The sequence below is a fragment of the Paraburkholderia translucens genome (genome assembly GCF_020881035.1).
Taxonomy (GTDB): Bacteria; Pseudomonadota; Gammaproteobacteria; order Burkholderiales; family Burkholderiaceae; genus Paraburkholderia; species Paraburkholderia translucens.
In genome coordinates this window covers 337,130-362,868 of sequence record NZ_JAJITC010000007.1, presented here as the reverse complement: position 1 = coordinate 362,868, position 25,739 = coordinate 337,130, and the positions used below count along the sequence as shown (strand labels likewise).

General features: G+C 61.3%; 19 protein-coding genes. 12 read left to right on the top strand and 7 right to left on the bottom strand.

Annotated elements, in window-relative coordinates; translation table 11 throughout:
* Nucleotides 1-464 precede the first annotated feature (464 nt).
* On the top strand, nucleotides 465-737 hold the full coding sequence (locus LJ655_RS16005) for a hypothetical protein (RefSeq protein WP_230562218.1): 273 nt from the start codon (nucleotides 465-467) through the stop codon (nucleotides 735-737).
* Nucleotides 738-975: 238 nt separating this feature from the next.
* On the opposite strand, the gene LJ655_RS16000 is transcribed toward LJ655_RS16005, so the two are convergent.
* Entirely contained in the window at nucleotides 976-1,854 is an 879-nt protein-coding gene (locus LJ655_RS16000; protein ID WP_230562217.1) for a sensor histidine kinase, read from the bottom strand.
* Nucleotides 1,855-2,367: 513 nt separating this feature from the next.
* Between LJ655_RS16000 and pgm the strand changes: the two genes are divergently transcribed.
* The 3 genes from pgm (at nucleotide 2,368) to LJ655_RS15985 (ending at nucleotide 5,152) form a co-directional block, all read left to right on the top strand.
* On the top strand, nucleotides 2,368-4,047 hold the full coding sequence (gene pgm, locus LJ655_RS15995; protein WP_230562216.1) for a phosphoglucomutase (alpha-D-glucose-1,6-bisphosphate-dependent): 1,680 nt from the start codon (nucleotides 2,368-2,370) through the stop codon (nucleotides 4,045-4,047).
* A 315-nt stretch (nucleotides 4,048-4,362) separates the two neighbouring features.
* Nucleotides 4,363-4,545 (top strand): hypothetical protein, encoded by a 183-nt coding sequence (locus LJ655_RS15990; RefSeq protein WP_230562247.1) that lies wholly within the window; start codon nucleotides 4,363-4,365, stop codon nucleotides 4,543-4,545.
* Between the two features lie 232 nt (nucleotides 4,546-4,777).
* On the top strand, nucleotides 4,778-5,152 hold the full coding sequence (locus tag LJ655_RS15985) for a hypothetical protein (RefSeq protein WP_230562215.1): 375 nt from the start codon (nucleotides 4,778-4,780) through the stop codon (nucleotides 5,150-5,152).
* Nucleotides 5,153-5,351: 199 nt separating this feature from the next.
* On the opposite strand, the gene LJ655_RS15980 is transcribed toward LJ655_RS15985, so the two are convergent.
* Nucleotides 5,352-5,939 carry a BPSL1445 family SYLF domain-containing lipoprotein gene (locus tag LJ655_RS15980; RefSeq protein ID WP_230562214.1) on the bottom strand — a complete coding sequence of 196 codons (588 nt, stop codon included), beginning with the start codon at nucleotides 5,937-5,939 and terminating at the stop codon, nucleotides 5,352-5,354.
* A 192-nt stretch (nucleotides 5,940-6,131) separates the two neighbouring features.
* Here LJ655_RS15980 and LJ655_RS30110 point away from each other — a divergent pair, with 192 nt between their 5' ends.
* Both LJ655_RS30110 and LJ655_RS15975 read left to right on the top strand, forming a co-directional pair.
* Nucleotides 6,132-6,266 (top strand): hypothetical protein, encoded by a 135-nt coding sequence (locus LJ655_RS30110; protein WP_268991507.1) that lies wholly within the window; start codon nucleotides 6,132-6,134, stop codon nucleotides 6,264-6,266.
* A 267-nt stretch (nucleotides 6,267-6,533) separates the two neighbouring features.
* On the top strand, nucleotides 6,534-15,221 hold the full coding sequence (locus tag LJ655_RS15975; protein ID WP_230562213.1) for a glycoside hydrolase family 94 protein: 8,688 nt from the start codon (nucleotides 6,534-6,536) through the stop codon (nucleotides 15,219-15,221).
* Nucleotides 15,222-15,269: 48 nt separating this feature from the next.
* Here LJ655_RS15975 and LJ655_RS15970 read toward each other — a convergent pair whose 3' ends face one another.
* From LJ655_RS15970 to LJ655_RS15960, 3 genes are all read right to left on the bottom strand, one after another.
* A complete protein-coding gene (locus LJ655_RS15970) occupies nucleotides 15,270-15,662 on the bottom strand; it encodes a PRC-barrel domain-containing protein (protein WP_230562212.1) in 393 nt (130 codons plus the stop codon).
* 298 nt (nucleotides 15,663-15,960) lie between these two features.
* Complete coding sequence (locus LJ655_RS15965; protein WP_230562211.1) at nucleotides 15,961-17,559, bottom strand: SagB/ThcOx family dehydrogenase; 1,599 nt, start codon at nucleotides 17,557-17,559, stop codon at nucleotides 15,961-15,963.
* Nucleotides 17,560-17,935: 376 nt separating this feature from the next.
* Nucleotides 17,936-18,655, bottom strand: coding sequence for a Crp/Fnr family transcriptional regulator (locus LJ655_RS15960; RefSeq protein ID WP_230562210.1), 720 nt, complete (start codon nucleotides 18,653-18,655; stop codon nucleotides 17,936-17,938).
* Nucleotides 18,656-18,832: 177 nt separating this feature from the next.
* Between LJ655_RS15960 and LJ655_RS15955 the strand changes: the two genes are divergently transcribed.
* Both LJ655_RS15955 and LJ655_RS15950 read left to right on the top strand, forming a co-directional pair.
* The gene (locus LJ655_RS15955) at nucleotides 18,833-19,270 is read left to right on the top strand and encodes a hypothetical protein (RefSeq protein ID WP_230562209.1); all 438 of its coding nucleotides are present in this window, start codon (nucleotides 18,833-18,835) and stop codon (nucleotides 19,268-19,270) included.
* A 1,102-nt stretch (nucleotides 19,271-20,372) separates the two neighbouring features.
* A complete protein-coding gene (locus LJ655_RS15950) occupies nucleotides 20,373-20,903 on the top strand; it encodes a hemerythrin domain-containing protein (RefSeq protein WP_230562208.1) in 531 nt (176 codons plus the stop codon).
* Nucleotides 20,904-21,651: 748 nt separating this feature from the next.
* Here LJ655_RS15950 and LJ655_RS15945 read toward each other — a convergent pair.
* Nucleotides 21,652-21,900 carry a CsbD family protein gene (locus LJ655_RS15945; protein ID WP_230562246.1) on the bottom strand — a complete coding sequence of 83 codons (249 nt, stop codon included), beginning with the start codon at nucleotides 21,898-21,900 and terminating at the stop codon, nucleotides 21,652-21,654.
* On the opposite strand from LJ655_RS15945, the gene LJ655_RS15940 reads away from it, so the two are divergent.
* Nucleotides 21,814-21,993, top strand: a complete 180-nt coding sequence (locus tag LJ655_RS15940; RefSeq protein WP_230562250.1) for a hypothetical protein — start codon at nucleotides 21,814-21,816, stop codon at nucleotides 21,991-21,993. The two genes, LJ655_RS15945 and LJ655_RS15940, sit on opposite strands and share 87 nt — an antisense overlap.
* A 318-nt stretch (nucleotides 21,994-22,311) precedes the next feature.
* On the opposite strand, the gene LJ655_RS15935 is transcribed toward LJ655_RS15940, so the two are convergent.
* Nucleotides 22,312-23,433 carry a sensor histidine kinase gene (locus LJ655_RS15935; RefSeq protein ID WP_230562207.1) on the bottom strand — a complete coding sequence of 374 codons (1,122 nt, stop codon included), beginning with the start codon at nucleotides 23,431-23,433 and terminating at the stop codon, nucleotides 22,312-22,314.
* Between the two features lie 125 nt (nucleotides 23,434-23,558).
* Between LJ655_RS15935 and LJ655_RS15930 the strand changes: the two genes are divergently transcribed.
* The 3 genes from LJ655_RS15930 (at nucleotide 23,559) to LJ655_RS15920 (ending at nucleotide 25,444) form a co-directional block, all read left to right on the top strand.
* Complete coding sequence (locus tag LJ655_RS15930; RefSeq protein ID WP_230562206.1) at nucleotides 23,559-23,939, top strand: response regulator; 381 nt, start codon at nucleotides 23,559-23,561, stop codon at nucleotides 23,937-23,939.
* Nucleotides 23,940-24,684: 745 nt separating this feature from the next.
* Nucleotides 24,685-25,272 carry a phasin family protein gene (locus tag LJ655_RS15925; RefSeq protein ID WP_230562245.1) on the top strand — a complete coding sequence of 196 codons (588 nt, stop codon included), beginning with the start codon at nucleotides 24,685-24,687 and terminating at the stop codon, nucleotides 25,270-25,272.
* 16 nt (nucleotides 25,273-25,288) lie between these two features.
* On the top strand, nucleotides 25,289-25,444 hold the full coding sequence (locus tag LJ655_RS15920; protein WP_230562205.1) for a hypothetical protein: 156 nt from the start codon (nucleotides 25,289-25,291) through the stop codon (nucleotides 25,442-25,444).
* The last annotated feature ends 295 nt before the right edge of the window (nucleotides 25,445-25,739 follow it).

Below are 25,739 nucleotides of genomic sequence, written 5' to 3'. Positions count from 1 at the left end.
GCGTCTCAGATACGGATGGCGGCACAGGCTGGAGTGCCAAGCGCACAATTCATGTCAATTTCGAGGGGGCAGAGTTGTAATCGATGTCGTCGTTGCGAGTGACCATTGGCGCTTGGCAAGCGCAGGGTTCGATGGACATGTCCGATGACCTGCCACTTTGGCGCATCATCGAACTTAAGCGGACCGGGCAGTGCGCGAATGCGGTGGGATTTGTCGACCACTTGATGAAAGCGCAATGGCGAGCGCGACGGCAAAGTTCGCCCGTTGAGCAGTGGAGGGTGTGAATGGTGCCCAGTCGCGGCGTCGGGTGGCGCAGCCGCTTCGCCGCGTATGCGTCGATCTCGTTGTAATAGGTGCCTGTCGCAATTTCATTTTGCCCTCGTCGTGACCGGGTAGGTAGCAGGCACATGGAATGCGCTTTGAATAGTTTTCGCGCAATGCCGGCGAACTGACCAGGGCCTACCATGCAAAACCAATCCTGCGTGCCATATCGTGGATACACCATCGATGTCCGGGTCACCCAGACAAAATCTCCGTCGCTTGACGGCCAGCAGCTTCGGTACGCCGTCTCCTGGTTGATCCTTCCCGCTGCTCCGCCCGCATCGGCCATCGCAAGCTTGCCGGAGCACCTTAACTTCCTCTCGGCTGAGGCCGCGTTCGCGTATGCAGAGCGGCAGGCGCGGCGATTCATCGACGGTTGCAACAGCGATCCCGAACTTGATGGGGTGGCAACGTAACTTTGTCGGTTTCGCGTCGTCACGTTGCAACTCCCCCGTTCCGCTCACCTGTTTCCGGACGACAGCGCCATATGAGTGCGATTTGCCGGAATACTCCCAAATAAGACGATGTAACTCCTCGCATAGTCTGCGCTCCGACCCGTTGCTCGCGAGGCACGTGATTGTCGAGGTTGAACGAGTTTTGTCAGCAGAATGGGCACCCCCGCAGACAGTGAGGCCGACCGCGGGAGTGCCGTCATCATGCCTGCTCACCCGGCACGGGTCGTTCGATCACGATGGGCAGTCGCAGTGTGAATTCGCTACCGGCACCGGGCCCTGCGCTGCTAGCCAATACGGTTCCGCCATGCGACTCGGCGACGGCTTTCACGACGGCAAGACCTACTCCCAAACCGCCAGCACTCGCCCCAATCGTTCTGCTGGATTGAGCGAAGAGGTCAAATATATGTGGCAGAAGCGCTCCCGATATGCCCAGCCCATTGTCCTTGACCGATACGACGAGGTCCTTTCCTTCAGAAAGTACATTCACCGTGATGCAACCGTTCTCGGGTGTGTATTTCACCGCGTTCTGCAGGAGGTTGTTGACGGCCTGTGCAAGACGAACCGGGTCGCCCATAACGCGCAGCGTCCTGTCGGCAAGCTGCACCGTGAATGTCTGGCCACGTTTGGCCGTCGCCATTGCCGCCGCGGCGAACGGGGCGGCCAGAAACCCGACTACGTCGACGCGGTCCCGGCGCAGGCGAAGGACATCGCCGTCGATCCGTGTAGCGTCCATTAAATCCTCGGCGAGCCGCGATAACTGTGCGATCTGCCGGTCGATCGTGTCGAGCGACAGGAGCACTTCTGGTCGATCCGCTGACGCCCGGCGGATCAACTGCGTGGCGAGTTGCAGCGGCGTGAGCGGTCCACGAAGCTCGTGCGCCCCCATGGCCAGAACCTGGCTCTTCAATTTCTGCGTGCCGACATGGTCGCGAGCCGGATGGGACGAATTCAGGAGGAAGACTGTAGACTGCCGCGGACGGCGTTCGATGATTTCGTCTATCAAGTCTGCATGGCGCGCGTCACGCGTGCCATCCAAGCGTCGGAAAGACGTTGAACGTACTAACATGTTGATCCCCATATCACGCCTTTCGGGCGCGATGTACCAATACCAGGCGATTCGCTAATGCCTGCTACGCGAGCGTGATGCGAAGATCACTGCTACGGGCAGATTGGAATAGCACGATCCCATGGACGATGAGGTAAGTCTGTACGGTGGCGTGCAGGTTTCGCGTGCGAACGGTTGCCCGCTGCGTATCTGAAGTTGGTCGCTTCTGCGTCAGCATCCGGCTTCCTGGGCAGCTTCTGCGGGTGACATCCTCGCCATATTCACTCTGTAGGTCCTCCCGTTGATGGCACCCCCCTCATCTGCGCTCGACCGGGTCGACCTGAAGTCGATGCCGTCAGCCGTAGCGCGGTACCGTACGGTACCGACACCGATCTCAATGATGTGCAAGGTATCTCTGATGCTATGAGTCTTCAGTTTCAAGGCACTTTCGACGCGGCCGGGCGATTGTCTTCTGGCATGTGGAGGATGCGAAAAAGGCGGCGCTCGCCATCACGGATTATCGCGAGGCCATCGATGCGATTACCCATGGAGACCGCGATGAACCTTAGTCCTCTCGCCGGTAAGTCGGCGCCCCATGCGATGCTGGTCAACGTCCCACGGCTTGTCACGGCGTACTACACCGAAAAGCCGGACCCTGCGATCCCGGGCCAACGGGTCGCGTTCGGCACATCCGGCCATCGCGGCTCGGCGTTTGTGCGCAGCTTCAATGAGTGGCATGTGCTCGCCATTACGCAGGCCATCTGCCACTACCGGAAGCAGCAGGGTATCGACGGTCCGCTGTTTATCGGCATCGACACGCATGCACTGTCTGAACCCGCTTACGCGAGCACGCTCGAGGTGCTGGCTGCCAACGGTGTCGACGTCATGATCGCGCAAAACGGCGGATACACGCCCACGCCGGCAGTGTCGCATGCCATCCTTGCTTACAATCGCGGCCGGACGGCGGGTCTTGCAGACGGCATCGTCATGACGCCGTCGCACAATCCGCCAGAAAGCGGTGGTTTCAAATACAACCCGCCGAACGGCGGCCCGGCCGACGAGACGGTAACGGGCTGGATCGAAAGAGCGGCGAACGGCCTGCTCGAAAGCAGGCTCGATGGCGTGCTGCGCGTGTGTTTGCCGAAAGCACTGCGCGCCACGACGACGCATCGGCATGACTTCCTCAACGCTTATGTCGGAGATCTCGTCAACGTCATCGATATGGATGTGGTGCGCGGCGCGCCGATCCGTCTCGGCGTCGATCCGCTTGGTGGTGCGGGTGTGCACTACTGGGGGCCGATTGCCGAGCGTTATAACCTGGATCTCACCGTGATCAACGACGAGGTCGATCCAACCTTCCGCTTCATGAGCGTCGATTGGGACGGACGGATTCGCATGGATCCGTCGTCGCCGTATGCGATGCAGACGCTGATCGATCAGAAAGATCGCTTTGACGTGGCCTTTGCCTGCGACACCGATCACGATCGCCACGGTATCGTCACCCGGCAAGGGGGACTGCTGCCACCGAATCATTATCTCGCGGTCCTCGTTCACTATCTGTACACACATCGCCCGCTGTGGCGCGCTCAGGCGGGAGTGGGCAAGACCGTCGTCAGCAGTCAGTTGATCGATCGGGTGACGGAAGAACTCGGCCGCCCGCTTTACGAGGTGCCGGTCGGCTTCAAATGGTTCGTCGATGGCCTGCTCGACGGTTCGCTGGGTTTCGCCGGTGAAGAGAGCGCGGGTGCCAGCTGTCTGGCGCTAGACGGTACGGCGTGGAGTACCGACAAGGACGGTATCGTTCCCGCTTTGCTTGCTGCCGAAATCACGATCAGCACGGGCCGGGATCCCGCTGAAACTTACCGGGATCTGACCCAGCGGCTGGGCGAGCCGGTTGAGCGTCGCGTGCAGGCGGCGGCGACGGCGTCGCAACGCACGCTGCTTGCGCGGCTGGCGCCCGCGCAGTTTCCCCACACTGAACTGGCCGGCGAAAAGATCGAGCAGGTGCTTGACCGGGCACCTGGCAACGGTGCGGCCATTGGCGGCATCAAGGTGGTGACGAAGAGCGGATGGTTTGCCGCTCGGCCGTCAGGCACCGAAGATATCTACAAGATCTATGCGGAAAGCTTCCGCGGCGAGGACCACCTGACGCGTATCGTCGACGAGGCTGAGGCGTTGGTCGGCAGCGCGCTAGAGGCACAAGCGGCCACGGATGAGGGCACGTAGGGATAAGTTGCTCGCAACTTGAAGTGCGGACGGCACGCTCCCGTATCCACCTGTCCGCGCCACTTGAGCGGCTCGCTCGGTCAGCGGCGCGTCATTACCGATTGATGCAGCGGTTGAGGGGCCTTGACCGCTACCGTACAGACCGGTTCAGTCGCACGTGAGAACGTGACGGTACGCCCTGCGGGCACGAGCCATTCCATGATCGCCATTGGAAGGCTCGCATTGGCGTACAACCGGGCGCTGACTTTTTTTCTTTCCGGGAAGATTCTGGTGTCCCGAACATATCGACCCGCGTACCCGTTACCGGAGGTCATCATGCGCACCCATCGTCCCGAGAAACATCCGAATAGTGAAAAGAGTGAACACAACATCGACGAAGCCGTCGAGGGTACATTTCCCGCTAGTGATCCTCCCTCGATCGGTGGCGCGACGAAAATTTTCTCCGCACCCGATCAGCGGAAATCGCACAGGAAGACGTTGCAGGCGAAACACAGGTAGGAGTTTTGCCCATTTGATATCAAGTGGCTGCCGCGGTTGAGCGAACCGAATTCAACTGAAGAGCGAGCCATGATCCGATGGCTGCTGTTCGACGTGAGTGGCCAACTGCATCTCGATTCACGGCGTCTTTGTGGGTAATCGTACTGGCCGACTCCGGGCAGTTTGCGAATTTACGAATGAGACATGCCCGGCGCCCAGAACGGACGTCATGGATTGACATTGGAGAATCATCATGAGCAAAAGGCACGCCGCCGCGGAACCCGACAGGACTCGCTCCACTCAGGTCGCGCTCGTCGCATTGGCCAGTCACATCCAGACCCTGGTTGCTGATGGGTCGCTGGACGGTCGATGTGCAGCGAAGCTCGTTAAATGCCTGAAAAAGGAAGCAGTCGCCGTGGAGGACAGCAGCAGTGGGACGAGGGCGGAGCGAAAGATGCTACTGAAGACGTTTGATGCACTCGATACAGCGCTGTTTGAGCAGGGCGCGACGATGCTGGTGGCGGCCAACGCAGCACTTCGAGCGGATGACGTGTCAGACGGTGCGGAAAAGAAAAGGACGTCATGCGAAGTTCAATGCGTTGCCGCGCAGATGAACGTCGGTACATGAGCTGCTCACGTGCAGTATGCGCTGCGCCGGCAACTCCGGTTCTTCATCTGGCGTCTTCCCTGTCGGATCGAACGCGGGGTAGGCCCATTTCCCATAGGTTGAGCCCACCCCAATACAGGCTTTTTATGCTTCGCTACATGATTTCTCCGCAATCCGAAAGCCAGAAACTCGCCATATGGGAGATCCTTTGTGGGGCTCTCTAGAATGATGTGAGTCGGGTGACTTTCGTGCCTTGAAGCGATGCGCCCGCCATCAACCCTCCGTTCGCCAGAACAAAGGCATCCACCTGGCCTGTAGCCGTGCTCGTATCGACTGCGCCGTTCGCCCCGAGTTTCAGTACGGCCACCGACGCGTCTGCGCCAGCCGACCAGCCATCGGCGCTACGGAACCGGTTGAGCGACTGCTCGGTCATGAAGAGGAACACGATCGCGCGGGACTGCGCGCCGATCTGCCATCCGACCGAACCCGTTGCCGTGCTGTAGTACCCGACGGTATTTCCGCCAACGCGCAACGAGCCTTCCCCATACTGGCCACCGACTACGAAGCCCGCATCGATGACCGACGGAAATATCAGCACGCCGCGAGCCTTGCCGACCAGTTCACGCGAGCCATTTGCCGAGACATAAAGCCGGGCCAGGGTCGAGTCGACGCCTGCATCGATCGTATGGCGCTTGTCCATCTGCTGACCGCGGGCGTCGGTCGAGTTGGTTGTCGTGCAACCAGAGACCGCGAGGCCCAGAGCCAGGATCGACCCCGGCGTGGTCCATATGAAGGTTCGCCTGAGCATGATGTTCTCCTGATTTTCGATGGTGACTCTGACCCTACGCCCTGGCGAAAGTAGATGCGGTACGACAGCGTACAGACGCTAGGCTTCATTAGCTGCAGTATGTGTTACTGCTTCTCACTCGTTCCGCACTCCGCGGGAGGTGTCGACGCAATGCCTGCGATGAGCCGTCTCCCCCTTTTTCAAGGGAACACCATGACATACGCGATGTGGGGAATCCTGACCGGGATGGCGCTGATATTCGGCGTTTCTTTGTACCGCTCGGGGCATCCAGTCGAGCATGGGCAGCGTCCCAGTCCGTCGACCGGAGAGCGCGAGCAGGTCAGTTAATAAAAGGAGGCCATATGCCATTCCTGCCCGATGCAAATAACCCCACCCGGAATAGGCGGGCGGAATACGGTCACGCCGACGAGGAACGTGAGAAAAAGCGCACGCGCGATGACGCGGCCGGAATTGATCCTGCGGCGGTCAAGTGGAGATATCGACCCGCGAATGCCGCCACGAACACGAAGCGATAGAACCCGCTGTGCGGCCATGCCTGCCGTTGATGAAGTGGCCCCGACTGCACCTCCTGTCCCGATTGAAAAAGGCACCTTGATGTTCGCTTTCTCGCGCATCCTGCGGGGCCGTACCTTGCCTTCTCCATGGGACAGTAACGAGCCAGTCCGCGAAGAACTCTTCGGCGAAGAACGGTTGGCGCAACATGCCCGCAGCCTCGCCGCCGCGCAGAAAATTGCGCTGGGCTCCGCATCCGCCGGTTCACTCGTCGCACGACTCAAGGACAACGCACGCTACCTGGTGCGGGCGTATGAAGCGACGGTAACCGCGGCAGCGAATGACGAGGCAATCACGCCAGCGGCCGAATGGTTGCTGGACAACTACTATCTGGTCGACGAACAGGTCCGCAAGATACGCGACGACCTCCCGCCGGGTTACTACCGGCAGTTGCCCAAGCTCGGCGAGGGGCCGTTTTCCGGGTACCCGCGGGTGTTCGGCCTCGCGTGGGCATTCGTCGCGCACACCGACAGCCGCTTCGATCCGGATCTCCTGTGTCGGTTCGTCCATGCCTACCAAACGGTTCAGCCGTTGACGATCGGGGAACTCTGGGCTGTGGCGATCACGCTGCGTATCGTGCTGATCGAGAATCTGCGGCGGCTCGCGGACCAGATCGATCACGGGCGGACCGCCCGTCTCGATGCAGATGCTATGGCTGACCGCATTCTCGGCGTAGGCGGACAAAGCCCGGAGCCGGTCAGTGCGCTCATCGCGCGCTACGGACGTTCGGCGCTACTCGACACGTTTGCCGTGCAGTTGATCCAGCGGCTGCATGACCAGGACCCCGAGGTCACGCCGGCGGTGATGTGGCTGCACGAGCGCCTCGCCGCCCAGCACACCACGGCGGATCAGATTGTGGCCAACGTCCATCAGCAACAGGGCGCCGCCAGCGTGACGGTGCGCAATGTCATTACGAGCATGCGGTTGATCTCGGATGTGGACTGGACCGAGTTGTTCGAACGAATCAGCCCGGTTGACGAAGTGCTGCGCACGCATTCCGGTTTCGTCGAGATGGATTTTGCGACCCGTAACCTGTATCGCGGCGCGATCGAGGCGCTCGCGCGCGGTTCGTCGGTCAGCGAGCCCGAAATCGCGCGGCGGGCCGTTGCGGCGGCACAGGCTGCGGCCGCGAACGCACGCGAGCCAGGCAGTGAACCATCCGGCAGCACGATGCCCGACCGGGAGGCTGATCCAGGCTATCACCTGCTCTCGGGCGGCCGGCGCGCACTGGAGGTTGGGATCGGGTATCGGCCACCGATGGCAGTCTGGCTTCACCGTTTCACCCGTCGCGCTGGTCTTGGCGGCTATGTCGGTCGCATCCTGTTGCTGGCCGTGCTGCTCCTGGCGGGCGTGCTCGTGCTGCTGGCCGGTCTCACACCTGTTCCACGCATGTGGGTCTGGCTGGGTCTCGTCGGGTTCCTGCCCGCGGTGGACCTCACGGTGGCGCTCGTCAATCGCGGCGTCATGCGCGACGTCAACGCCATCGTGCTTCCCGGTCTGGCGCTGCGTGACGGAATCCCTGTTGCCTTGCGCACCATTGTCGCCGTGCCCACGTTGCTCACTACGCCAGAGGCGTTGGCGGAGCAGATCGAACGGCTCGAGATTTACCACCTGGCGAGCCCCGAGGGCGAACTGTACTACGTGCTGCTGTCAGACTGGACGGACTCTCACACGGCGCAAACCGATTCGGATAGCGATCTGTTCTCCGCTGCGGCGGCGGGTATCGCCGCATTGAATCAGCGGTATCCAGGCACGGCGGACAGCGAACGCTTCCTTCTGCTGCATCGGCGGCGCACCTGGAACGACGAGGAAGGTGTGTGGATGGGATGGGAACGCAAGCGCGGCAAACTGCACGAACTGAACCGGCTGCTGCGCGGCGCGTTGAATACCTCGTTTGTCGCCATCGACGGACGACCGCCTGTCTTCCCCCCTCGCGTACGCTACGTGATCACCCTCGATGCCGACACGCGTTTGCCGCGCGACACGGTGCGCAGGCTGATCGGCAAGATGGCCCATCCACTCAATCGCCCGGTATTCGATCGCGCGAGTCAGCGCATCGTCGACGGCTATGGGGTGTTGCAGCCGCGCGTGACGCCTTCGTTGCCGGTCGGCGCGGAAGGCTCGCTGTTCCAGCGCGTGTCGTCGAGTCCCAGCGGAATCGATCCGTATGTGGCGGCCGTCTCGGACGTCTATCAGGACCTGTTCGATGAGGGCTCGTACGCGGGTAAAGGGATCTACGATGTCGATGCCTTCGAGGCCGCTCTGGCCGGTCGCGTCCCCGATAACACGATGCTCAGTCACGATCTCTTCGAAGGCATTTTCGCGCGGGCGGGACTGGCGTCCGATATCGAAGTAGTCGAAGAATTTCCCGCGCGTTATGACGTCTCGGCGGCCCGCCTGCATCGCTGGGCGCGAGGGGACTGGCAACTGCTGCCGTGGCTGAAAGCCGCGCCAGCGCACCCGGAACACATGCCACAGGCCACCGGCCGCTGGAAGATGCTGGACAACCTGCGTCGCACGCTCACCGCCCCCGCGGCATTTGTCGCGCTGCTGGCCGGCTGGACGTTGCCGTTGCCGGCGTCGCTGTTATGGACCTGCTTCGTGCTGACAACCCTCGCGTTTCCGGTGCTGTTACCGACACTGAGCGCGCTGGTGCCGCCCTGGCGCCGTGCGCACGTGAAAATGACCGCGCGCAGTCTGTTTGGCGTCTGGCTGGCGGGCTTGCGGCTGGAGCTGGCGCGCTTTGGCCTGGCGGTGATTTTTCTCGCGCAGCAGACCTGGTCGATGGCTGACGCGATCGCGCGAACCCTGTTCCGGTTGCTGGTGAGTCGCCGGCATCTGCTCGAGTGGACCACGGCAGCCGAAGCGGCGGCACGCGGGCGGCTCACGCCCGGCAGCACGTATTTGCGCATGCAGAGTGGAATGGTGCTCGCGTCGTGCGCGGGTGTGGCGATCGCGCTGGTGGCAAGCCGGACGGGCAACTATGGCGGCTGGGTCGCCGTCCCGTTCGTGCTGGGGTGGTTTGGCGCGCCCGCCGTCGCCTGGTGGTCGAGCCTCGCGCCACAGCCCGCCGGCGATCTCGCCATCAGCGCCGACGATGCGCAACGACTGCGGCGTTACGCGCGCCGCACGTGGCGCTATTTCGAAACCTTCGTGACCGCTGCGGACCAGATGCTGCCGCCGGACAACTTCCAGGAAGATCCACGACCCGTCATCGCCCGTCGCACGTCACCGACCAACCTGGGGCTCTATCTGCTCGCAACGGTTAGCGCCCGCGAGTTCGGCTGGGTCGGCACGATCGAGACCGCTGAGCGACTCGCGGCGACGCTCGCCACGATGCAGCGCATGCCGCGTTACCGCGGGCATTTCTACAACTGGTACGACACCCAGGATCTGCGTCCGCTCGCCCCGAAGTATGTCTCGTCTGTCGATAGCGGCAATCTCGCGGGTCATCTGATCGCGCTCGGTAATGCGTGCCGCGCATGGGCGCGCCAGCCCGCGGGCGCGGATCTGCGCGTCGCCTTCACCGGCATCGGCGACAGCCTGGCGTTATTGCTCGAAGCCGTGCGCGCAAGCCCTCGCATTGGAAACACCGGCAATGGCAACCCGGCCGCCCTGCACGCGGACTTCGATCGGGCGGTTGCCGCGCTGCAGGTGGCGCTCGACCCCGAGCAAGCCACCGCGCCGTTTGGCCATGCAGCCGACGCAGCGCCGGCGCGGCCGACACTCGAGGCGCTTGCCGCCACTGTGGCCGACATTGCGCGCGCGTTCGTTGACGAGATCCCGGCGGCAGAGGACAGCCAGAGTGCCGATCTACTGTTCTGGGTCGACGCGCTGGAACGCGCGATCCACAGTCACTCTCGGGACGCCGCTTGCTCGCCGCAAGAATGGGGCGCGCTGGGCGAGCGCCTGAGCGCGCTGACCGATATCGCGCTGCAGATGGCAAATGCGATGGAGTTCGGCTTCCTGCTCGACCCGACGCGCAATCTGCTGTCGATCGGTTATGCCGTCGCTGATGGTCGACTCGATGCGAGCAGCTATGATCTGCTCGCGTCCGAAGCCCGGCTGGCGAGTTTTGTCGCGATTGCAAAAGGCGATATTCCCGCGCGCCACTGGTTCCGCCTGGGGCGTGTGGCGACGCCGGTGGCGGGCGGTGCGGCGCTCGTTTCGTGGTCGGGTTCGATGTTCGAGTATCTGATGCCGTCACTGGTGATGTGTGCGCCGGCCAGCAGCCTGATCGCACGGACCAACGGCCTCGCCGTGCGCCGGCAGATCAGCTACGGCGCAACGCTCGGCCTGCCGTGGGGCATTTCCGAATCGGCCTACAACGCACGGGATGTCGAATTCACCTATCAGTACTCGAGCTTCGGCATTCCAGACCTCGGTCTCAAGCGCGGTCTCGGTCAGAATGCAGTGATCGCCCCTTATGCGACCGCGCTCGCGGCAATGGTGGCGCCCGCGGCGGCCACGCGTAATCTCGAACGTCTGGACGCGGCCGGCGCATACGGGCGTTTCGGCTTTTACGAGGCGCTCGACTACACGCCCGCACGCGTGCCGGAGGGGCGGCAGGTGGCGATCGTGCGTGCCTTCATGGCGCATCACCAAGGGATGTCGATCGTTTCGCTTGCCAACGCGTTGCTGGGTGGGCGCATCCGCTCGTTCTTCCATGCGGAGCCGGCCATCCGGGCGACCGAGCTACTGTTGCAGGAACGCATGCCGGGCAGGGTGGCGGTGGCGCATCTGCGCGTGGGCGAAGATCGCGGCAGCGGGCCGATACGCGGTGTCGAGCCCGCCGTTGCCCGGCACCTGGTATCAGCAAGCGATCCCTCGCCTGCCACGCATCTGCTGAGCAACGGGCGTTACACCGTCATGCTGACGGCAGCCGGCTCCGGGTACAGCCGCTGGAACGACCTGGCGATCACCCGCTGGCGCGAGGATGCGACGCGCGACGACTGGGGTAGCTATCTCTATCTGCGCGACATCGAAAGCGGTGAGTTCTGGTCGGCTGCATGGCAGCCTGCCGGCGTCGTGCCGGATAGCTATTCGGTGACGTTCACTGAAGATCGCGCGGAGTTCGTCCGGCGCGATGGCACACTCACCACGTCGCTCGATGTCGTGGTCTCCGCCGAAGACGACGCCGAAGTGCGCCGGGTGTCGGTTACCAACTCGGGGTCCCGCGCTCGTACGATCGAGTTCACTTCGTACGCGGAGATCGTGCTTGCGACACAGGCGGCCGATCAGGCGCATCCGGCATTCAGCAAACTGTTCGTCGAGACCGAGTACCGGCCCGAGCTAGGCGCTATTCTCGCGACCCGAAGACGCCGCGCCGAAACCGAGCCCGAACTGTGGGCGGCCCATATCTCGGTCGTCGAAGGCGAAGCGCTGGGCGCGGTCGAATATGAAACTGACCGCACCCGCTTTATCGGGCGCGGACGGCACGTGCGCTCACCGCGGTGCATGACCGAAGTCCGGCCGCTTGCCAACTCCGCAGGCGTGGTGCTCGATGCGGCCTTCGCGATGCGCCGCCGTTTGCGCATCGCGCCTGGGACGGCCGCAAGCGTCGCGTTCTGGACCCTCGTCGCGGATTCGCGGGTGCGCTTGCTCGACCTCGTGGACAAACATCGCGATGGCGCCTCGTTCGCACGTGCAACGATGCTTGCCTGGACGCAGGCGCAAGTGCAGTTGCGCCATAACGCCGTGAGCTCCGACGAGGCCGCACTGTACCAGCGGATGGCCGGATGCATGCTGTACAGCGATCCGTCCATGCGGCCCGCCTCGGCAGCTCTCGTGCGCGGCGCGGCGGAACTGTCCGCGGCCGGGGGCGTGGGTGCTGCGCCACTCTGGGCACACGGCGTGTCCGGCGACCTGCCGATCCTGCTGGTGCGCATCGACGACATCGAGCACATGGGGCTCGTGCGACAACTCGTGCACGCCCACGAGTACTGGCGCATGAAGCGGCTCGCAGTCGATCTCGTCATCGTCAACGAGCGCGCGGAGTCGTACGTGCAGGATCTGCAAAGCGCGCTCGAAACCCTGGTTCGTTCGGGGCGACGGCCGCAGGCCGATGGCACTTCGCGCGGCGAGATCTTCGTGCTGCGCACCGACCTGATGTCCGCCGATGCGCGCGCACTTTTTCCGATCGTCGCGCGCGCCGTGCTGGCTGCGCGCAATGGACGCCTGCTGGACCAGTTGCGGCGGCTGGCGGTGCCGCCCGTGAACGTTTCGCCACGCGCGAGGCGACTGCCTGCGCCGGCGGAGGCGGCGTCGCCCGCAAAGGGCGCGCCGATCGGTGGCGACCTTGAATGTTTTAACGGTATCGGTGGCTTTGCGGACGACGGCCGGGAATATGTGACCGTGCTGGGACCCGACCAATGCACACCGATGCCGTGGGTCAATGTGATCGCCAATCCAGTCTGTGGCTTTCTCGTTTCGGCCGAAGGAAGCGGCTACACGTGGACGTCGAATAGCCGGGAGCATCAACTGACGCCATGGTCGAACGATCCTGTCAGCGACCCGCCCGCTGAGGCGTTCTATGTCCGTGATGACGATACGGGCGCGTTGTGGGGACCGCAGGCGAACCCGGTGCGCGACAGCGGTGCCGACGCCGCGCCCTACGTTGCTCATCACGGCCAGGGTTACAGCCGCTTCACGCACACGTCCAACGATATTGCGCTCGACCTGCTGCAATTCGTGCCGCTCGACGACCCGCTCAAGATCTCCCGGTTGACGTTGCGCAACCTGTCCGCCCGCACGCGCCGCCTTTCTGTGACGGCGTACCTGGAATGGTCACTGGGCGCATCGCGCAGCATCGTCGCGCCGCACACGATCAGTGAGATCGATGCTGCCACCGGCGCGATGTTTGCGCGTAACGGCTGGTCCCAGGCTTATCGCGGCCGCGTGGCCTTCGCAGATCTGGGCGGCCAGCAAACAGCCTGGAGCGCGGACAGGCGTGAATTCATCGGCCGCAACGGGAGCTTGAGCGATCCCGCGGGGCTCGCGGGGGCGGGCGCCCCGACACTGTCGGGAAAGGTCGGCGCGGGACTCGACCCGTGTGCGGTGTTGCAAACCGCCATCGACCTTGAACCCGGCGGCGTCGCGACGGTGCTGTTTATGCTCGGCGAAGCCACGGGGGCCGATACCGCGCGGGAACTGATCCTCCGCTACCGCGAAGCCGACCTCGACGCGTTGCTCGCCTCCGTTACAGCGTTCTGGGATGACACGCTTGGGGCTGTCCAGGTCGGCACGCCAGACCGCGCGATGGACCTGATGCTCAACCGATGGCTGTTGTATCAGACGGTCGCCTGCCGCATCTGGGCGCGCGCGGGCTTCTATCAGGCGAGCGGGGCTTACGGTTTTCGCGATCAGTTGCAGGACGGCATGGCGCTTGCCGTCGCGCGCCCGGCCCTGACCCGTGAGCATCTGCTGCGGGCGGCGGCGCGACAGTTCCCGGAAGGCGACGTGCAGCACTGGTGGCTGCCTCAGGTCGGCGATGGTGTGCGTACCCGGATCTCGGACGATCGCGTGTGGCTTGCTCACGCAGCTGCGCAGTATATCGACGTGAGTGGCGACCGGGCCATTCTCGACGTGACCTTGCCGTTTCTCGAGGGGCGACCGCTGGCCGACGGCGAGCACGACGCTTACTTTGTACCGGGCGTATCGGACACCCGCGTGACGTTGTTCGAACATTGCGTTCTGGCGCTGGAACAGAGCCTCGAACTGTTCGGCGCGCATGGTCTGCCGCTGATCGGGACGGGTGACTGGAACGACGGCATGAACCGGGTGGGTGAGGCGGGGCGAGGTGAAAGTGTCTGGCTCGGCTGGTTCCTGCACGCCACGCTGACGGCTTTCGTGCCGCTCGCGCGGGCGCGCAACGACAATCCGCGGGCTGATCGCTGGCTCGCTCGTGCACAGGCGTTGAGCGGCGCGCTCGAAAGCGCCGGATGGGATGGCGCATGGTACCGGCGCGGCTACTTTGACGACGGTACGCCGCTAGGCTCGATCAGTAATGAAGAATGCTCGATCGATGCTATCGCGCAATCTTGGAGTGTGTTGTCGGGTGCCGCCAACGCAGGACGGGCTCAAGCCGCGATGGCCGCCGTGGATGAGCGATTGATTCGTCGTGAAGACGGGCTTGCATTGCTGTTCACGCCGCCATTCGATCACACGGTGCCCGATCCCGGGTATATCAAGGGCTATCCGCCCGGCGTTCGGGAGAATGGCGGCCAGTACACACACGCAGCGATGTGGTCGGTGCTAGCCTTCGCCGGCATGGGCGACGGCGATCGCGCGGCGGAACTCTTCGCCATGCTGAATCCGGTCAATCGCAGTCGGACCCGAAGCGGCGTGAACCGATACAAGGTGGAACCTTACGTCGTTGCAGCCGACGTTTACTCTGTTGCGCCTCATGTGGGCCGAGGCGGCTGGACATGGTACACGGGCTCGGCGGGATGGATGTATCGAGCTGGCATGGAAGGTGTGCTTGGCATCCGCAAGCAGGGTGACGCATTATCGGTTGATCCCTGTGTACCGCGAGCGTGGCCTGGCTTCACGGTTGCGTTCCGCTATGGCAGTGCACGGTACGACATCGTGGTGAACAATCCTCAGGGCGTGAGCCATGGCGTGAGCTGCGTCGTCGTGGACGGCCTGCGCCTCGCCGACGGCAAGTCAGCCGTGAAACTGCTCGACGACGGCAAGCTACATAGTGTGACGGTGACGCTCGGCAAGCCGTAAGCGCCCAGACCCGATGCTGTTACCAGTTGGCTTGCACGGAGGGGCAGCCTAATCGGGCGCATATCTGAATTCGGGTAATGCCTTGAGCGATTCCTTGGTCGCGTCCGGCAAGCGCATTTGCCGGTCGACGATCTGCAGGCTGTTCCATGGCACCGCGACCAGATGAGTTCCCATGCCGAGAAAGCCGCCTACCGACAGGATCGCATAGGGTACCGGATTGTTGGGGCCGATGATCAGATCGTCGATCGTCCCGATCTTGTCGTGGCTGTGGTTGAACACCGGGGCTCCATCGATCTTCGATGCCCGGTATCCGGTCGCCAGCTGCACCACGTCAACGCGTTTCGCGTTGATCGGTTGTGGCGATCCCTGAGCCTGGAGCGTGCCGCTCGTCAGGGCAAGGATAAGCAGCGTCGCCGGCAGCGTCGCGATATAGCTTTTCATGGTGGACCTCTCTGTTCGCCTGCTCGTCATCTGTATGGCTGGTACGCGCTCGACGTCAACTTGACATCCAGAGGCGAAGCTGGCCCAGTTGCGCGGAGCATGAATACGGTGCTCGCAAGCGGAATTGATGTCGGTACGGTTCCGTACCAGAGACGACGGCAACGAACGTCGTGCCGGATGCATCGGCATCAAATGAGGTTCGTTGAGGGCGAAGATCGGCTTATGTCATGAAGCATTCTGTTGCTGGTTGGTTCTCGCGAAGGCAGTCGCGCGATTGGCGACGCGCGGCATAACGACCTTAAGATTGAACCTCATACGGCGGCAATGTGCAGAGGCGTTCATCGTCTACCGCACCACCAACGGTAAAGTGATACAGGCTTTGCCAGGCGTGATTCTTTACTCCGAGCAGCGTGTGCATTTCATCATCGAAAAAACAGCCTATCCCTGTTGCACGCACGCCAGCGGCTTCGGCCTCGAGATAGAGGACTTGACCGAGAACGCCGCATTCCCAGAACAGCTGGCGATAACGCCATGGTTGTGCGAGGGCGATCTCGAGTCTTGTGATCATTCCCAGCGCAAAGCAGGAGTCGGCGGCGATATCCTGGTGGCAGCAGATCGTCTTTGCAATGGCGCGTAAATCGTAGGGCAGCAGAAGATAGAGCGGCAGATACTCCGGCCCGGTCTTCTCCCACAGCCATTCTGGCCGCAGAGACTGTCTGAGATCCAGCAGCGCTTGCGGATTCCTCACGAGCATATACAGACCCGGCGTCAGGCCATCGATGCGGTGTACCAGTAGCGCTGCGTGCACGGCCACGGCGGATGTCTGTGCGTTCCACGGTGGTGTCTCGCGACCTGGTAACAAACACGCCAGCATGCTAAAAAACGCCGCCTCGGTGATTGACGTTTTCCCGTCGAAATTCACAGCGCTGCGGCGCTGCCGTGCGATGTGGGCAAAGCTGAGATCAAGGGCGGGCGTCGTGGGCGACGAATGGTGTTGCGGATTCGGCAAGTACGTTTCACGAGTACGGTACTTACGTGTGGCGCGTTGGATCGAATCGATCTCGGGCCACTTCACGTGTCCCGAGCTCAGCTGGTTCGCGTGTCCGTACCACGCAGCCTTATCCAAAGCGGTCAGCATGAGTTCAAGATCCGGCCGTCGTTCAGGATTGCCGATCCAGAGCAAAGCATCCGGCGCTTCCGCTTCGGCATCGACGAAATCTTCGCCGCGGTCCAGGCCGAGCAAACCGGCCGTAGCGTCATCGGCAGCCGCCTCCACTAGCCGCGTTTGCCAGCCGAGCGCTGCCGCCGCGTAACTCACCGCGGCGATGACATGGCCGCAATCGTGCTGGCAGTAGCGCCAGGCACGAAGACCGTATTTCCATATCTCGCGCCAATGAATCGAGCTTACGCCGACCAGGACACCGCTCCCGGCAAACGCCTGAGCCCATCGTGGATCATCCACCGCCGCGCGATGTTCAAGCGCATGATCCCGGCTCAGGTAGTGGTAGACGCCTCCGGACAAGCCGGGCAACGAAGGACACAGAAGATAGCCCTCGGTCGGATGCAGATTTCCGCTTGATGGATTGCAGCGCAATGCCCATCGCTGGGTGCCCCAGGATTTCCACGCCGACAGGCCGAGCGAGAGTTCGAACAGGATTGCCAGGCTAGGTAGATCGAATGCATGCGGGGGCGGCAGGGTACCGCAGCGCAACGTGTTGTAGCGAGTAGTCAACGTGTCCGCGGCTAACGGCAGATCCACGCGCGGTGCCCCGGAAAATACGCGGAACGGGTCAGGCTGCGTTGCCCAGTCGAGTTCCCGAGGGCCTGGAGCGTAGCGGTCGACACGATGCTTGCTGCGTTCGTGATATTCAAGCAGGGCATGTTCTAACGGTTCCATGTTCCCTTCCGACCAGGAATGTGCGCGTATGAGGCTGTACTTAACCCGCTGGCAGGCTGCTGAGCCAGGGGCTTCGTGACGTCGTGGCGCGATGTGCGGGATCGATCCTCGCGGTCAGTCTGTCGCCATCAGGCTGCACGATGACCAGCGCGTCCGACCCGAGGAGTGAGCAGAAGGACAAACGACATACCATTGCCGGGTGCGTCGACTCGACGTGTGGACGCTTCTACAGGGTCGCGCCCGATTCGCATGAACTGATCGCCAGATGGGAACCTGGCGATACCCTTAACGCCTGGAAGATCCTTGCGCACGCAGTAGATATGCAAGTACTCAAGGCGATCATCGCGCTTTAGGGGGACTCTTCGGGACGCGCCGTTTACAGGGCTTTGAGGTCTGGCAGCAGGCGGTCGAATTCCCGTCTGACCACGTTGTAGCATTCGCACACACGCTTTTCGAGTCCAGGGCGATCCAGCACTTCGATATGGCCGTGGCTATAGCGAATCAGCCCCGCATCCTGAAGTTTCAACGCCGCTTCGGTGACCCCGGATCGGCGCACGCCCAGCATGTTTGCGATCAGTTCCTGAGTCATCTTCAGTTCGTTCGATGGCAGGCGGTCGATGCTGAGCAGCAGCCAGCGGCACAGCTGCTGGTCGATCGAGTGGTGACGGTTGCAAACGGCGGTCTGTGCCATCTGCGTGATCAACGCCTGCGTATAGCGCAGCAATAGTCGCTGCACGGGTCCCGCGCGGTGAAACTCCTCTTTCAGGATCCGTGCATCGAGCCGGTACGCCTCGCCGGCGCTTTGCACGATGGCGCGGTTGGGCATGGTCTCTCCGCCCATGAAGAGGGCGATACCAATGATTCCTTCGTTGCCCACAATCGCAATCTCGGCGGAGGAGCCGTCTTCCATCACGTAGAGCAGTGAGACGATCGACGTGGTGGGAAAATAGACGTGATCGAGCCGGTCGCCGGATTCATACACGACGTGCCCCAAAGGCATATCGACGAGAACCAGATGGGGTGAAAGACGTGTCCACTCGATGTCCGGCAAAACGGAGAGCAGATGGTTGTCATTCGCCTGACACTCGTTCGCCATGTGCCGCTTCCTCAGAATCCTGCCTGAAAACTGCGCGATATGTGGTCATCGCAGCGATTCCGGATGACAAACCGGGTCGCTACTTCGGATTATAGCTCTCGCGCGTCTTGGGCACACTTTTGCATGTTTTAACAAATGGCGGAAAACGTCGCGTGTGTCCGTCAACGATTCCTTCGGTTGAAAAACGCTCCGCCAGCGCCGTCAGGCGCGCGGGGGAAATTCCACGTGTTCTCCTGTTCGGCGATGGCTGGTCAAGACAGCAGCGTGCGGTCTGGATTACGTGCCGTTCCTGCTAGCGAAGCTGATCGGTATGAACAAACTGAGGGTTTGGAACACAGGCGTCAGTTTTCTGATGCCCTCGGCATGCGCGTCGGCGGCCTGACCGTAGGACTTGAGATCATCCATGGCGCTCATGTTGTTCATTTGACTCATGCGAGTTTCTCCAGGCGCGTGCATCGTATTCTCATTGTCGCGCATGACCTGCGCGACCTTTTGCCAGAGCGCTTCCTGCGCCTGGATGATCTGAAGCCTGCTGTGAAGACTGTTGATGCGCGAGCCAATCGACTCGTGTGTCGCGCCCGCCAGCGTTTTCCTGTCATTGCGGGCGAGCTTTGATCAAACAATTGAGGTGTGCGCTGATTCGTGACCGGCGTCTGTCCGGTGCCGGACGCATCCCGCAACCGAAGAAATGGGTCACCTGGAAAATTGTTGGCTCGATCATCAGCGATGCTGCCCAAAGTGCGAAGGACCACTTGTCCGAAGCCAAACGAAACGCGAGTCACAAGATGTGCGCCTGCACGCACGTTGCGCTACTCGACCTGCATCGTTCTGGCTCCATAGAGTAGGCAGAGCGGTGGTTTGGTGACGACATCACGTGAAATTGACGGCGACAGACAACCTGGGTGGCTCGCTCCCGACAAGGAAAGGCGCAACCGGCGTGCCACTCCGTCGGCATCTCATCCAATACTGCGGCTCCAGCCATCAAGCACCCAAATCGTGCTGTCCGCGTGATAGCGAGCCGGATGACCGCCGGCGAAGGCGGTTGCCCATTTTGAGTTCGGCTTTCCGAAACGCTTATACAGTCGCCGGTCCCGTGTAACCGAGGTGGCAGTGCACCTGCAATGCTGATTCGCTACAGTCATCACCACATCGAGGTATTAGACGGTAGGACTCGAAAAGCGTGTGTGCGAATGTACGCCGGAGTGAAGCGCGCCGCTGGACCGGCCTTGAATCCAGAGGCGCTCCTGGCATTGCGATATCACTGACGCTTCGAAGCCTCCTTCTTCAACTTCTTCGCGTCTTTCTTTTCCTTCGGTGTTCTGGTGGCGGTTTTCTTCTCCGTCTTCCTGGCGTCGTGGGCTTTGGTCATGATGGACTCCCTTTATGTAGAACTCTCACAGAGGACGACGCGACGCCCTTTCTACGCAGGCATGCGTCGATTCAGAAATATTTCGAGGCGTTTGCAACCACGGTCGCGTCGTCACCCGGGCGTTCGAGGATGTCTTTTTTCAAGTGTAGTCCTGTTATGCCCGGAAATCGCTAACTATCGGTCGGTCCATCGGGCAAACTTCCGCGCGTCCCGATGTCCGGGAAAGCGGACGGCGACCGTCTTGCTGGCGACGACGATCGAGCACGACAACGCGACCGCAGTGGGCATATGGGTTGCTCAACAACGTGTTCTACCGTTGCAGTCAACCGCATGACCGAGGGGATAAGCATGGAAGCAACAAAACAGGACAAAGGCGAAGCAGCATCCACGGCACCCGATGCACTGGCCTTTCTCGAGGCGGAGCATCGCGCGGTCGAGAAACTCTTCACGGCTTTCGAAAAGGCCGACGACCTTGAAGCGAAAGCTGCACTTGCGCAGCGCGCTTGCGAAGAGCTATCCATCGACACGATGCTGGAGGAGGAACTGCTGTATCCAGCCGCGCAGGAAGCATTGCCCGACAGCGACAGGGTCGACGTTGAAGAGGCGTATATCGAACATTTCCTCGTCAAGACCCTGATTGCGAAATTTGAAACGTTGAGGGCCGGCTACAGGGGCTTCGATGCGACCTTTAAAGTGATGAGCGAGATGGTAGACCATCATATCGAGGAAGAGGAGCGGGAACTCTTTCCGGAACTGCGCAAGTCAAAGTGCAACCTTCGGGCGCTCGGCGAAAAAATGGCCAAGCGCAAAACCGAACTGCAGCTCAAGCTCGACGAGGTGGGCAGCAGATCGGTAGGCGACACGACCACGACGCTTTAGGTCGGGCCCGCGATTGAAGAGTGCGCGGCGTGAGCCGTGGGGCGCATGAAAATCGTGCGCCGTCCACTGTGTGCAATAGCTTATACGGCCTGAGCGATCACCTTGCGGGCTGTGCCCGCCAGCAACGCGGTAATCCCCGCACGTCCCGCTATTCTGAGTGTTCTGTGAGGCCCTAGGGCGATTGCGCCGACGCATAAAGCCAGCAACAGCGTGACGCGCGGTGCGTCCGCAAGCGAAGTCATCAGACTGGCTGCGGGAGGTCTGCTCAGTCCGCGCGAGACCGGGACCGAGACTGGCGTAGTGCGGTTCGCTACGAGTAACGCTGTTCGCGATGCCGCCATGCGCGTCAGGATCTCGCTCTCTGCTTTGTTAGCGTCAGATGCACGGTTCATTTGAGGGCCTCCCTCAACGTATCGAGGTCGCTCCGGAATTCGCTTTGCAGAACGTGAAGCGATTGCCCAGGTTTCTGCGAGCGAACGATCAGCAGGGACACGACGGACACCACAAGCCACATCAAGGCTACGCCCCAGACCACGGGAAGAAAATTGGATGTCCCCAAGCCGTAGCAATGACCGCAATGCACACGAACGACAGCGTGAAAAGGCCAGCGGCCGCGAGTGCCACGAGCGCGCTCAATTCACGAACCAGTCGTTTCCTCGTCTCGTCGAGCTCGACGGCGACCAGCTCACCATAATCAGCGGCTCGTTCGACACAGAAGCTGCTGACGTTTCGCCAACCCTGAATCGCTTTACCTCCGGTCTCTCAAGTCGTGCGGTGCGTCGTTGGGCCGGGAGCGTGTTGCCGCGTGTAACGCGCCGAGTACGAAACCCACGCCGGCGGCTATCGCCAGTGCCGCGAATGGCCGCTCTGCGGTAGATTCGCGAACGACGTCCGTGAAATCTGCATAGAGTTGCTGCGCTTTACCGCTCAATTCCTTCGCCGTACCGCTAACTTGTGCACCGACATCGCCCAGCAGATCACCGGCAATGATGCGCAAAAGCCGGGCCCGCTTCCGCAATTCATCGAGGCGCTGACGAGAATCGCCGGCGTGCTTCGCCTTCGGTTCTCGACGCATTTTCGCCGGACCTGACGCAAGCGGAGCACCGGTCGCCTGATCGGTATCAATTCGCCCGGCCGGTATCCATCGATCGCACACCGCGCGAGCCTGCCGGCTGGCTGCGGCTCGTGTCCGGAATCGAGCCCGGTGAAGAACAGTTCAATGAATATTTTGCAACGGACGATTCGTTGGACGACGGCAGTGAACCGTGTTCACCCTGACCCCGGCGAGATTGGCGGCGCCCGAACGGCGGCCTGATATGACGGCCCCCACGCTTCTGATCGGCAATCGCAAGTGTGCGCACTCCAAAGCACGCCGACGCTCGATCCGTGCGGGGCGCGTGCATGAGCGCTACTGACCGCGCGGCAGGCGCACAGCGAAGACGGTTTCTTTCTCGTCGGACCGCGCCTCGATCTCACCCCCATGCGCCTTGGCAATCTCGCGCGCGATATACAGTCCGAGCCCCAGACTGCCGTCGGCGTTATATGCGCCTTCCTCACTCAAGCCACGCTGAAGTGGGTCAAAGATCCGATCCAGCGTGATTCGCTCGATGGCGGGCCCGTGGTTCCTGACCTCGAAGCGGACATCCCGCGCGTCGCCTGTCACCACCACCCGCACCGGCGCATCGGGCGCTCCGTACTTGATTGCATTCAACACCAGATTGCCGAGCAACTGCTGCAGACGACGGCCGTCCCAAACACCCCGACAGTCACCTTCCACGACCAGATCGACCCGACGGTCTGGATGCGCTGCCCGCAACTGATCGAGTTCATCGGCAAGCAGTTTGTCCAGGTCGGCATTAGTCGGCGCGATATTGATGCCCAAACCCAGCCTGGTTCGATTGAAATCAAGCATATCGCTCAGAAGGGCCTGCATGCGAGTGCCGCTTCTGATCAAACGGGATGCGGCTCCGGATACCTGCTCCCCGGCGTTCAGCGCTGCAAGATATTGGGCCGTCATCAGGATGGTCTGGAGCGGGCTGCGCATATCGTGTCCGAGCATCCCAAGAAAAAGATTCCGAGCCTGGTCTACATGCGCGCTGAAATGACCGACCGATTCCGCAAGTGCCTGGTCGATGGCCTCGTTGAACCGGATGACATCATCGGGATGCGGGGATCTAGGCTGACAGTCGTCCATCCAGAGGCGCAGAACGCTGGCTCGCAGCGCGCGGTACTCCGCGGCCAACTGGTTGATGTCGAAGCCGCCGCGCGCCCGCAAAAGGGCGTGCGTCTGCGCGGCTGTCGCTGGAGCGCCGATCCGTACGGGGGCTCGTCCCATTGACTTTTCGGTTTGCGCCTCCCTGGTCTGGTCCGTCGAAAGATCCTTCGCTACGGCTTGCAGAATCTGTTGTGCATGGTCTCGCAGCGCCAGTGATTGCATGGTTGCGGCTGCCGGCAACAGGGTGGTGGCAAACGCCTCCCAGTGCGCCAGAATCGTTTCCATGTCGCGGAGGATGAAGTCAGCCAGTCGCATGTTCGCCCTCGAAGAAGGAAAAAATCCGTATGGAGTATTCGCTGAATTTGTATTAGCTGAAAAGATCCGCTTTGATTCTATCGGGTCCCTAAATTGCGTGACATAGGGGCAACCTACAGGAATCTATGTCCACCGTGAAAACGGAGCGCTTACTGACCGCCGACGACGACGCGGGTTTGGTCGAAGCCTACGTATTGTTCTTCGAAGCTTACGGCTACACCGTCCAGACGGCGGTAGATGGTGCAGCCGCGCTCGCCGCGTACTACACCTGGCGTCCGGACGTGGTGATGCTCGATATTCAGATGCCCGGCGTGGACGGCCACGCGGTGGCGAGAGAAATCCGGCGTATGGGTTTCACCCCCCGTCCGTTTCTGCTGGCCGTAACCGCACTGCGTGCGCCCGCAGAAAAAGCCGAATCGATCAAGGCCGGTTTCGATCATCATTTTGTAAAACCGGCCCGACTACCGGTCATTCTGGCTGCAATTGCGTCCCGCCCGACCATTTGAGACCGGACGTCCTATAAAAAAAGGAAATCGACAGCGGCGTTGAGCGGTTGCTCCCGTGGCGCGCGGTCGACCACGCGGATAGGGCCGGTCCACGCGTTCTGTAAGCGCCAGCGTCGGTCGATATAAGTGGCCGTTGTTATCGGGCAATGTGGCAATGTTCTTGCGCGCAATCGTACGAAAACCTGGGTCCACTGACGGCACGTTGCATCCCTGAGAGGGGATGGCGCTGGGCCGTGTGACATACATGTGGGAAGTGGTAAGGGGTAGCTCGCACATCGCCAGTACGCGCAAACCGGAGACATTGCAACACGCCATCGTCGAGGTGCTCGCGGAGTTCCGCCAGTTGCACGGCGTACCGGGGTTGGGCGTTTTCCGGGAACTGCTTGCGCAGGACGTCGAGCAAAGGGGGAATCTAGGCGCGGCTTCCGCTATACGCGGTTTTCGATCCGAGAGAGTAGACGAAAACACCCCCGATGCCTTATCGAAATCGGCCTGAAAAGCTTCTGGTTCTGACTAGCCTCGATCGAGCGACACCCGAATCCAATTACACATTTTATTCACCAGCATTCAAAGCAGAAATATGTTCGTTTTTTTTCTGCCTGGATCCGTAAATTGTACTTTCATAGTATATTAAGGATCTGCAAATGTTTGTTGACTAAATAGTTTAATGCTGTAGGCTTGAAGATGTTGGTGCGGCGCAGCATGAAAAATGCGTCACGGCGAATTATTTCGTGCGTGACACCTCATTCGATATTGGAGGCGGAATGTTTTTTACTCGCAACAGCAGATTTCAGACATTAATAAAGCAAACTATCAATCGTTTGTAAATGTGGTTGGAAAATTCATGAATGGTTATCGGGAACTGGCGGAGCTGAACATGCAAACCGTCACGACGATTATCAACGAAAGCAACAATTTGCCGACAAATGCAATCGATGAAAAAACCGATAATCTTCCGGAATGGCAATCCAGCATGCTGAGTCAATTTCCTCAGAAGGCGGCCGCCTATAACCGTCATTTCCGCACGATAGTGCTATCGACCGGCGCCGAAGTTGTGCGCGAAGCTCGACGTCAGTATGAAACCCGCGGCAACCAGATTAACGCGATTGTCGCGGAGGCGGTAGAAAGCGCAACGACGGCGTCGACCAGAGCAGTTGAGAAAGTGGCGGAGAAGATCGCACAGCCAGCGCAGGACTCCTTTGACGCCACTGGGAAAGGGGTGGAGCGCTCGTCATCGGAAGCCCTTTCGCAAGGGATCAAGGCGGGCGACGATATCGAAGGCGCGATTGAAGCCCAGCAGCAGGCACACACGAAATCAGGCAACAAGCGTTGAGCAATGCATTTTGCCTGTGGATGAACTGTTCCCAGTAGACGAGACCCGCCAGGCGCGGGTTTTATTTTGCACGTATCTGGAGCACGGCCGCTTCATACAGAAAGGATGGCTGGTGGCGCTGTCTTTTTCGCTGTACGCCTGGCTCCAAACCAGCGCCGCGCCGTGCCGCTAAGAAGTTCTGTTTTAAATGGCGCGTCGGGCACCGACGCACGAGGACAGCTGGTTCCAGCATGTCGAATTTGGCGCCTGTCCCGGATCCGCTCGGCATCATGAACCTGTTCCCTTCGCTGGCGGATGCGTGTTCGTTGCGCGCGCCGCATGACTCAATCAATGTAGGACCGTGAGTGGGCTCGCATCGCCCCAGGGTGGCCCAAATAGGTGCGATCCGCTCAGCCACGAACGGGCGCCGGGAAACGTCACTTATTTGTCCCGGCCGGCGCGATTAGAACCGGTCCGTTTTTACTCTT

Excerpts from the sequence above, each read along its gene's own strand:
- LJ655_RS16005 (WP_230562218.1), top strand. The coding sequence starts at position 465 with ATGCAAAACCAATCCTGCGTGCCATATCGTGGATACACCATCGATGTC.
- LJ655_RS16000 (WP_230562217.1), bottom strand. The coding sequence starts at position 1,854 with ATGGGGATCAACATGTTAGTACGTTCAACGTCTTTCCGACGCTTGGAT.
- pgm (WP_230562216.1), top strand. The coding sequence starts at position 2,368 with ATGGAGACCGCGATGAACCTTAGTCCTCTCGCCGGTAAGTCGGCGCCC.
- LJ655_RS15990 (WP_230562247.1), top strand. The coding sequence starts at position 4,363 with ATGCGCACCCATCGTCCCGAGAAACATCCGAATAGTGAAAAGAGTGAA.
- LJ655_RS15985 (WP_230562215.1), top strand. The coding sequence starts at position 4,778 with ATGAGCAAAAGGCACGCCGCCGCGGAACCCGACAGGACTCGCTCCACT.
- LJ655_RS15980 (WP_230562214.1), bottom strand. The coding sequence starts at position 5,939 with ATGCTCAGGCGAACCTTCATATGGACCACGCCGGGGTCGATCCTGGCT.
- LJ655_RS30110 (WP_268991507.1), top strand. The coding sequence starts at position 6,132 with ATGACATACGCGATGTGGGGAATCCTGACCGGGATGGCGCTGATATTC.
- LJ655_RS15975 (WP_230562213.1), top strand. The coding sequence starts at position 6,534 with ATGTTCGCTTTCTCGCGCATCCTGCGGGGCCGTACCTTGCCTTCTCCA.
- LJ655_RS15970 (WP_230562212.1), bottom strand. The coding sequence starts at position 15,662 with ATGAAAAGCTATATCGCGACGCTGCCGGCGACGCTGCTTATCCTTGCC.
- LJ655_RS15965 (WP_230562211.1), bottom strand. The coding sequence starts at position 17,559 with ATGGAACCGTTAGAACATGCCCTGCTTGAATATCACGAACGCAGCAAG.
- LJ655_RS15960 (WP_230562210.1), bottom strand. The coding sequence starts at position 18,655 with ATGGCGAACGAGTGTCAGGCGAATGACAACCATCTGCTCTCCGTTTTG.
- LJ655_RS15950 (WP_230562208.1), top strand. The coding sequence starts at position 20,373 with ATGGAAGCAACAAAACAGGACAAAGGCGAAGCAGCATCCACGGCACCC.
- LJ655_RS15935 (WP_230562207.1), bottom strand. The coding sequence starts at position 23,433 with ATGCGACTGGCTGACTTCATCCTCCGCGACATGGAAACGATTCTGGCG.
- LJ655_RS15930 (WP_230562206.1), top strand. The coding sequence starts at position 23,559 with ATGTCCACCGTGAAAACGGAGCGCTTACTGACCGCCGACGACGACGCG.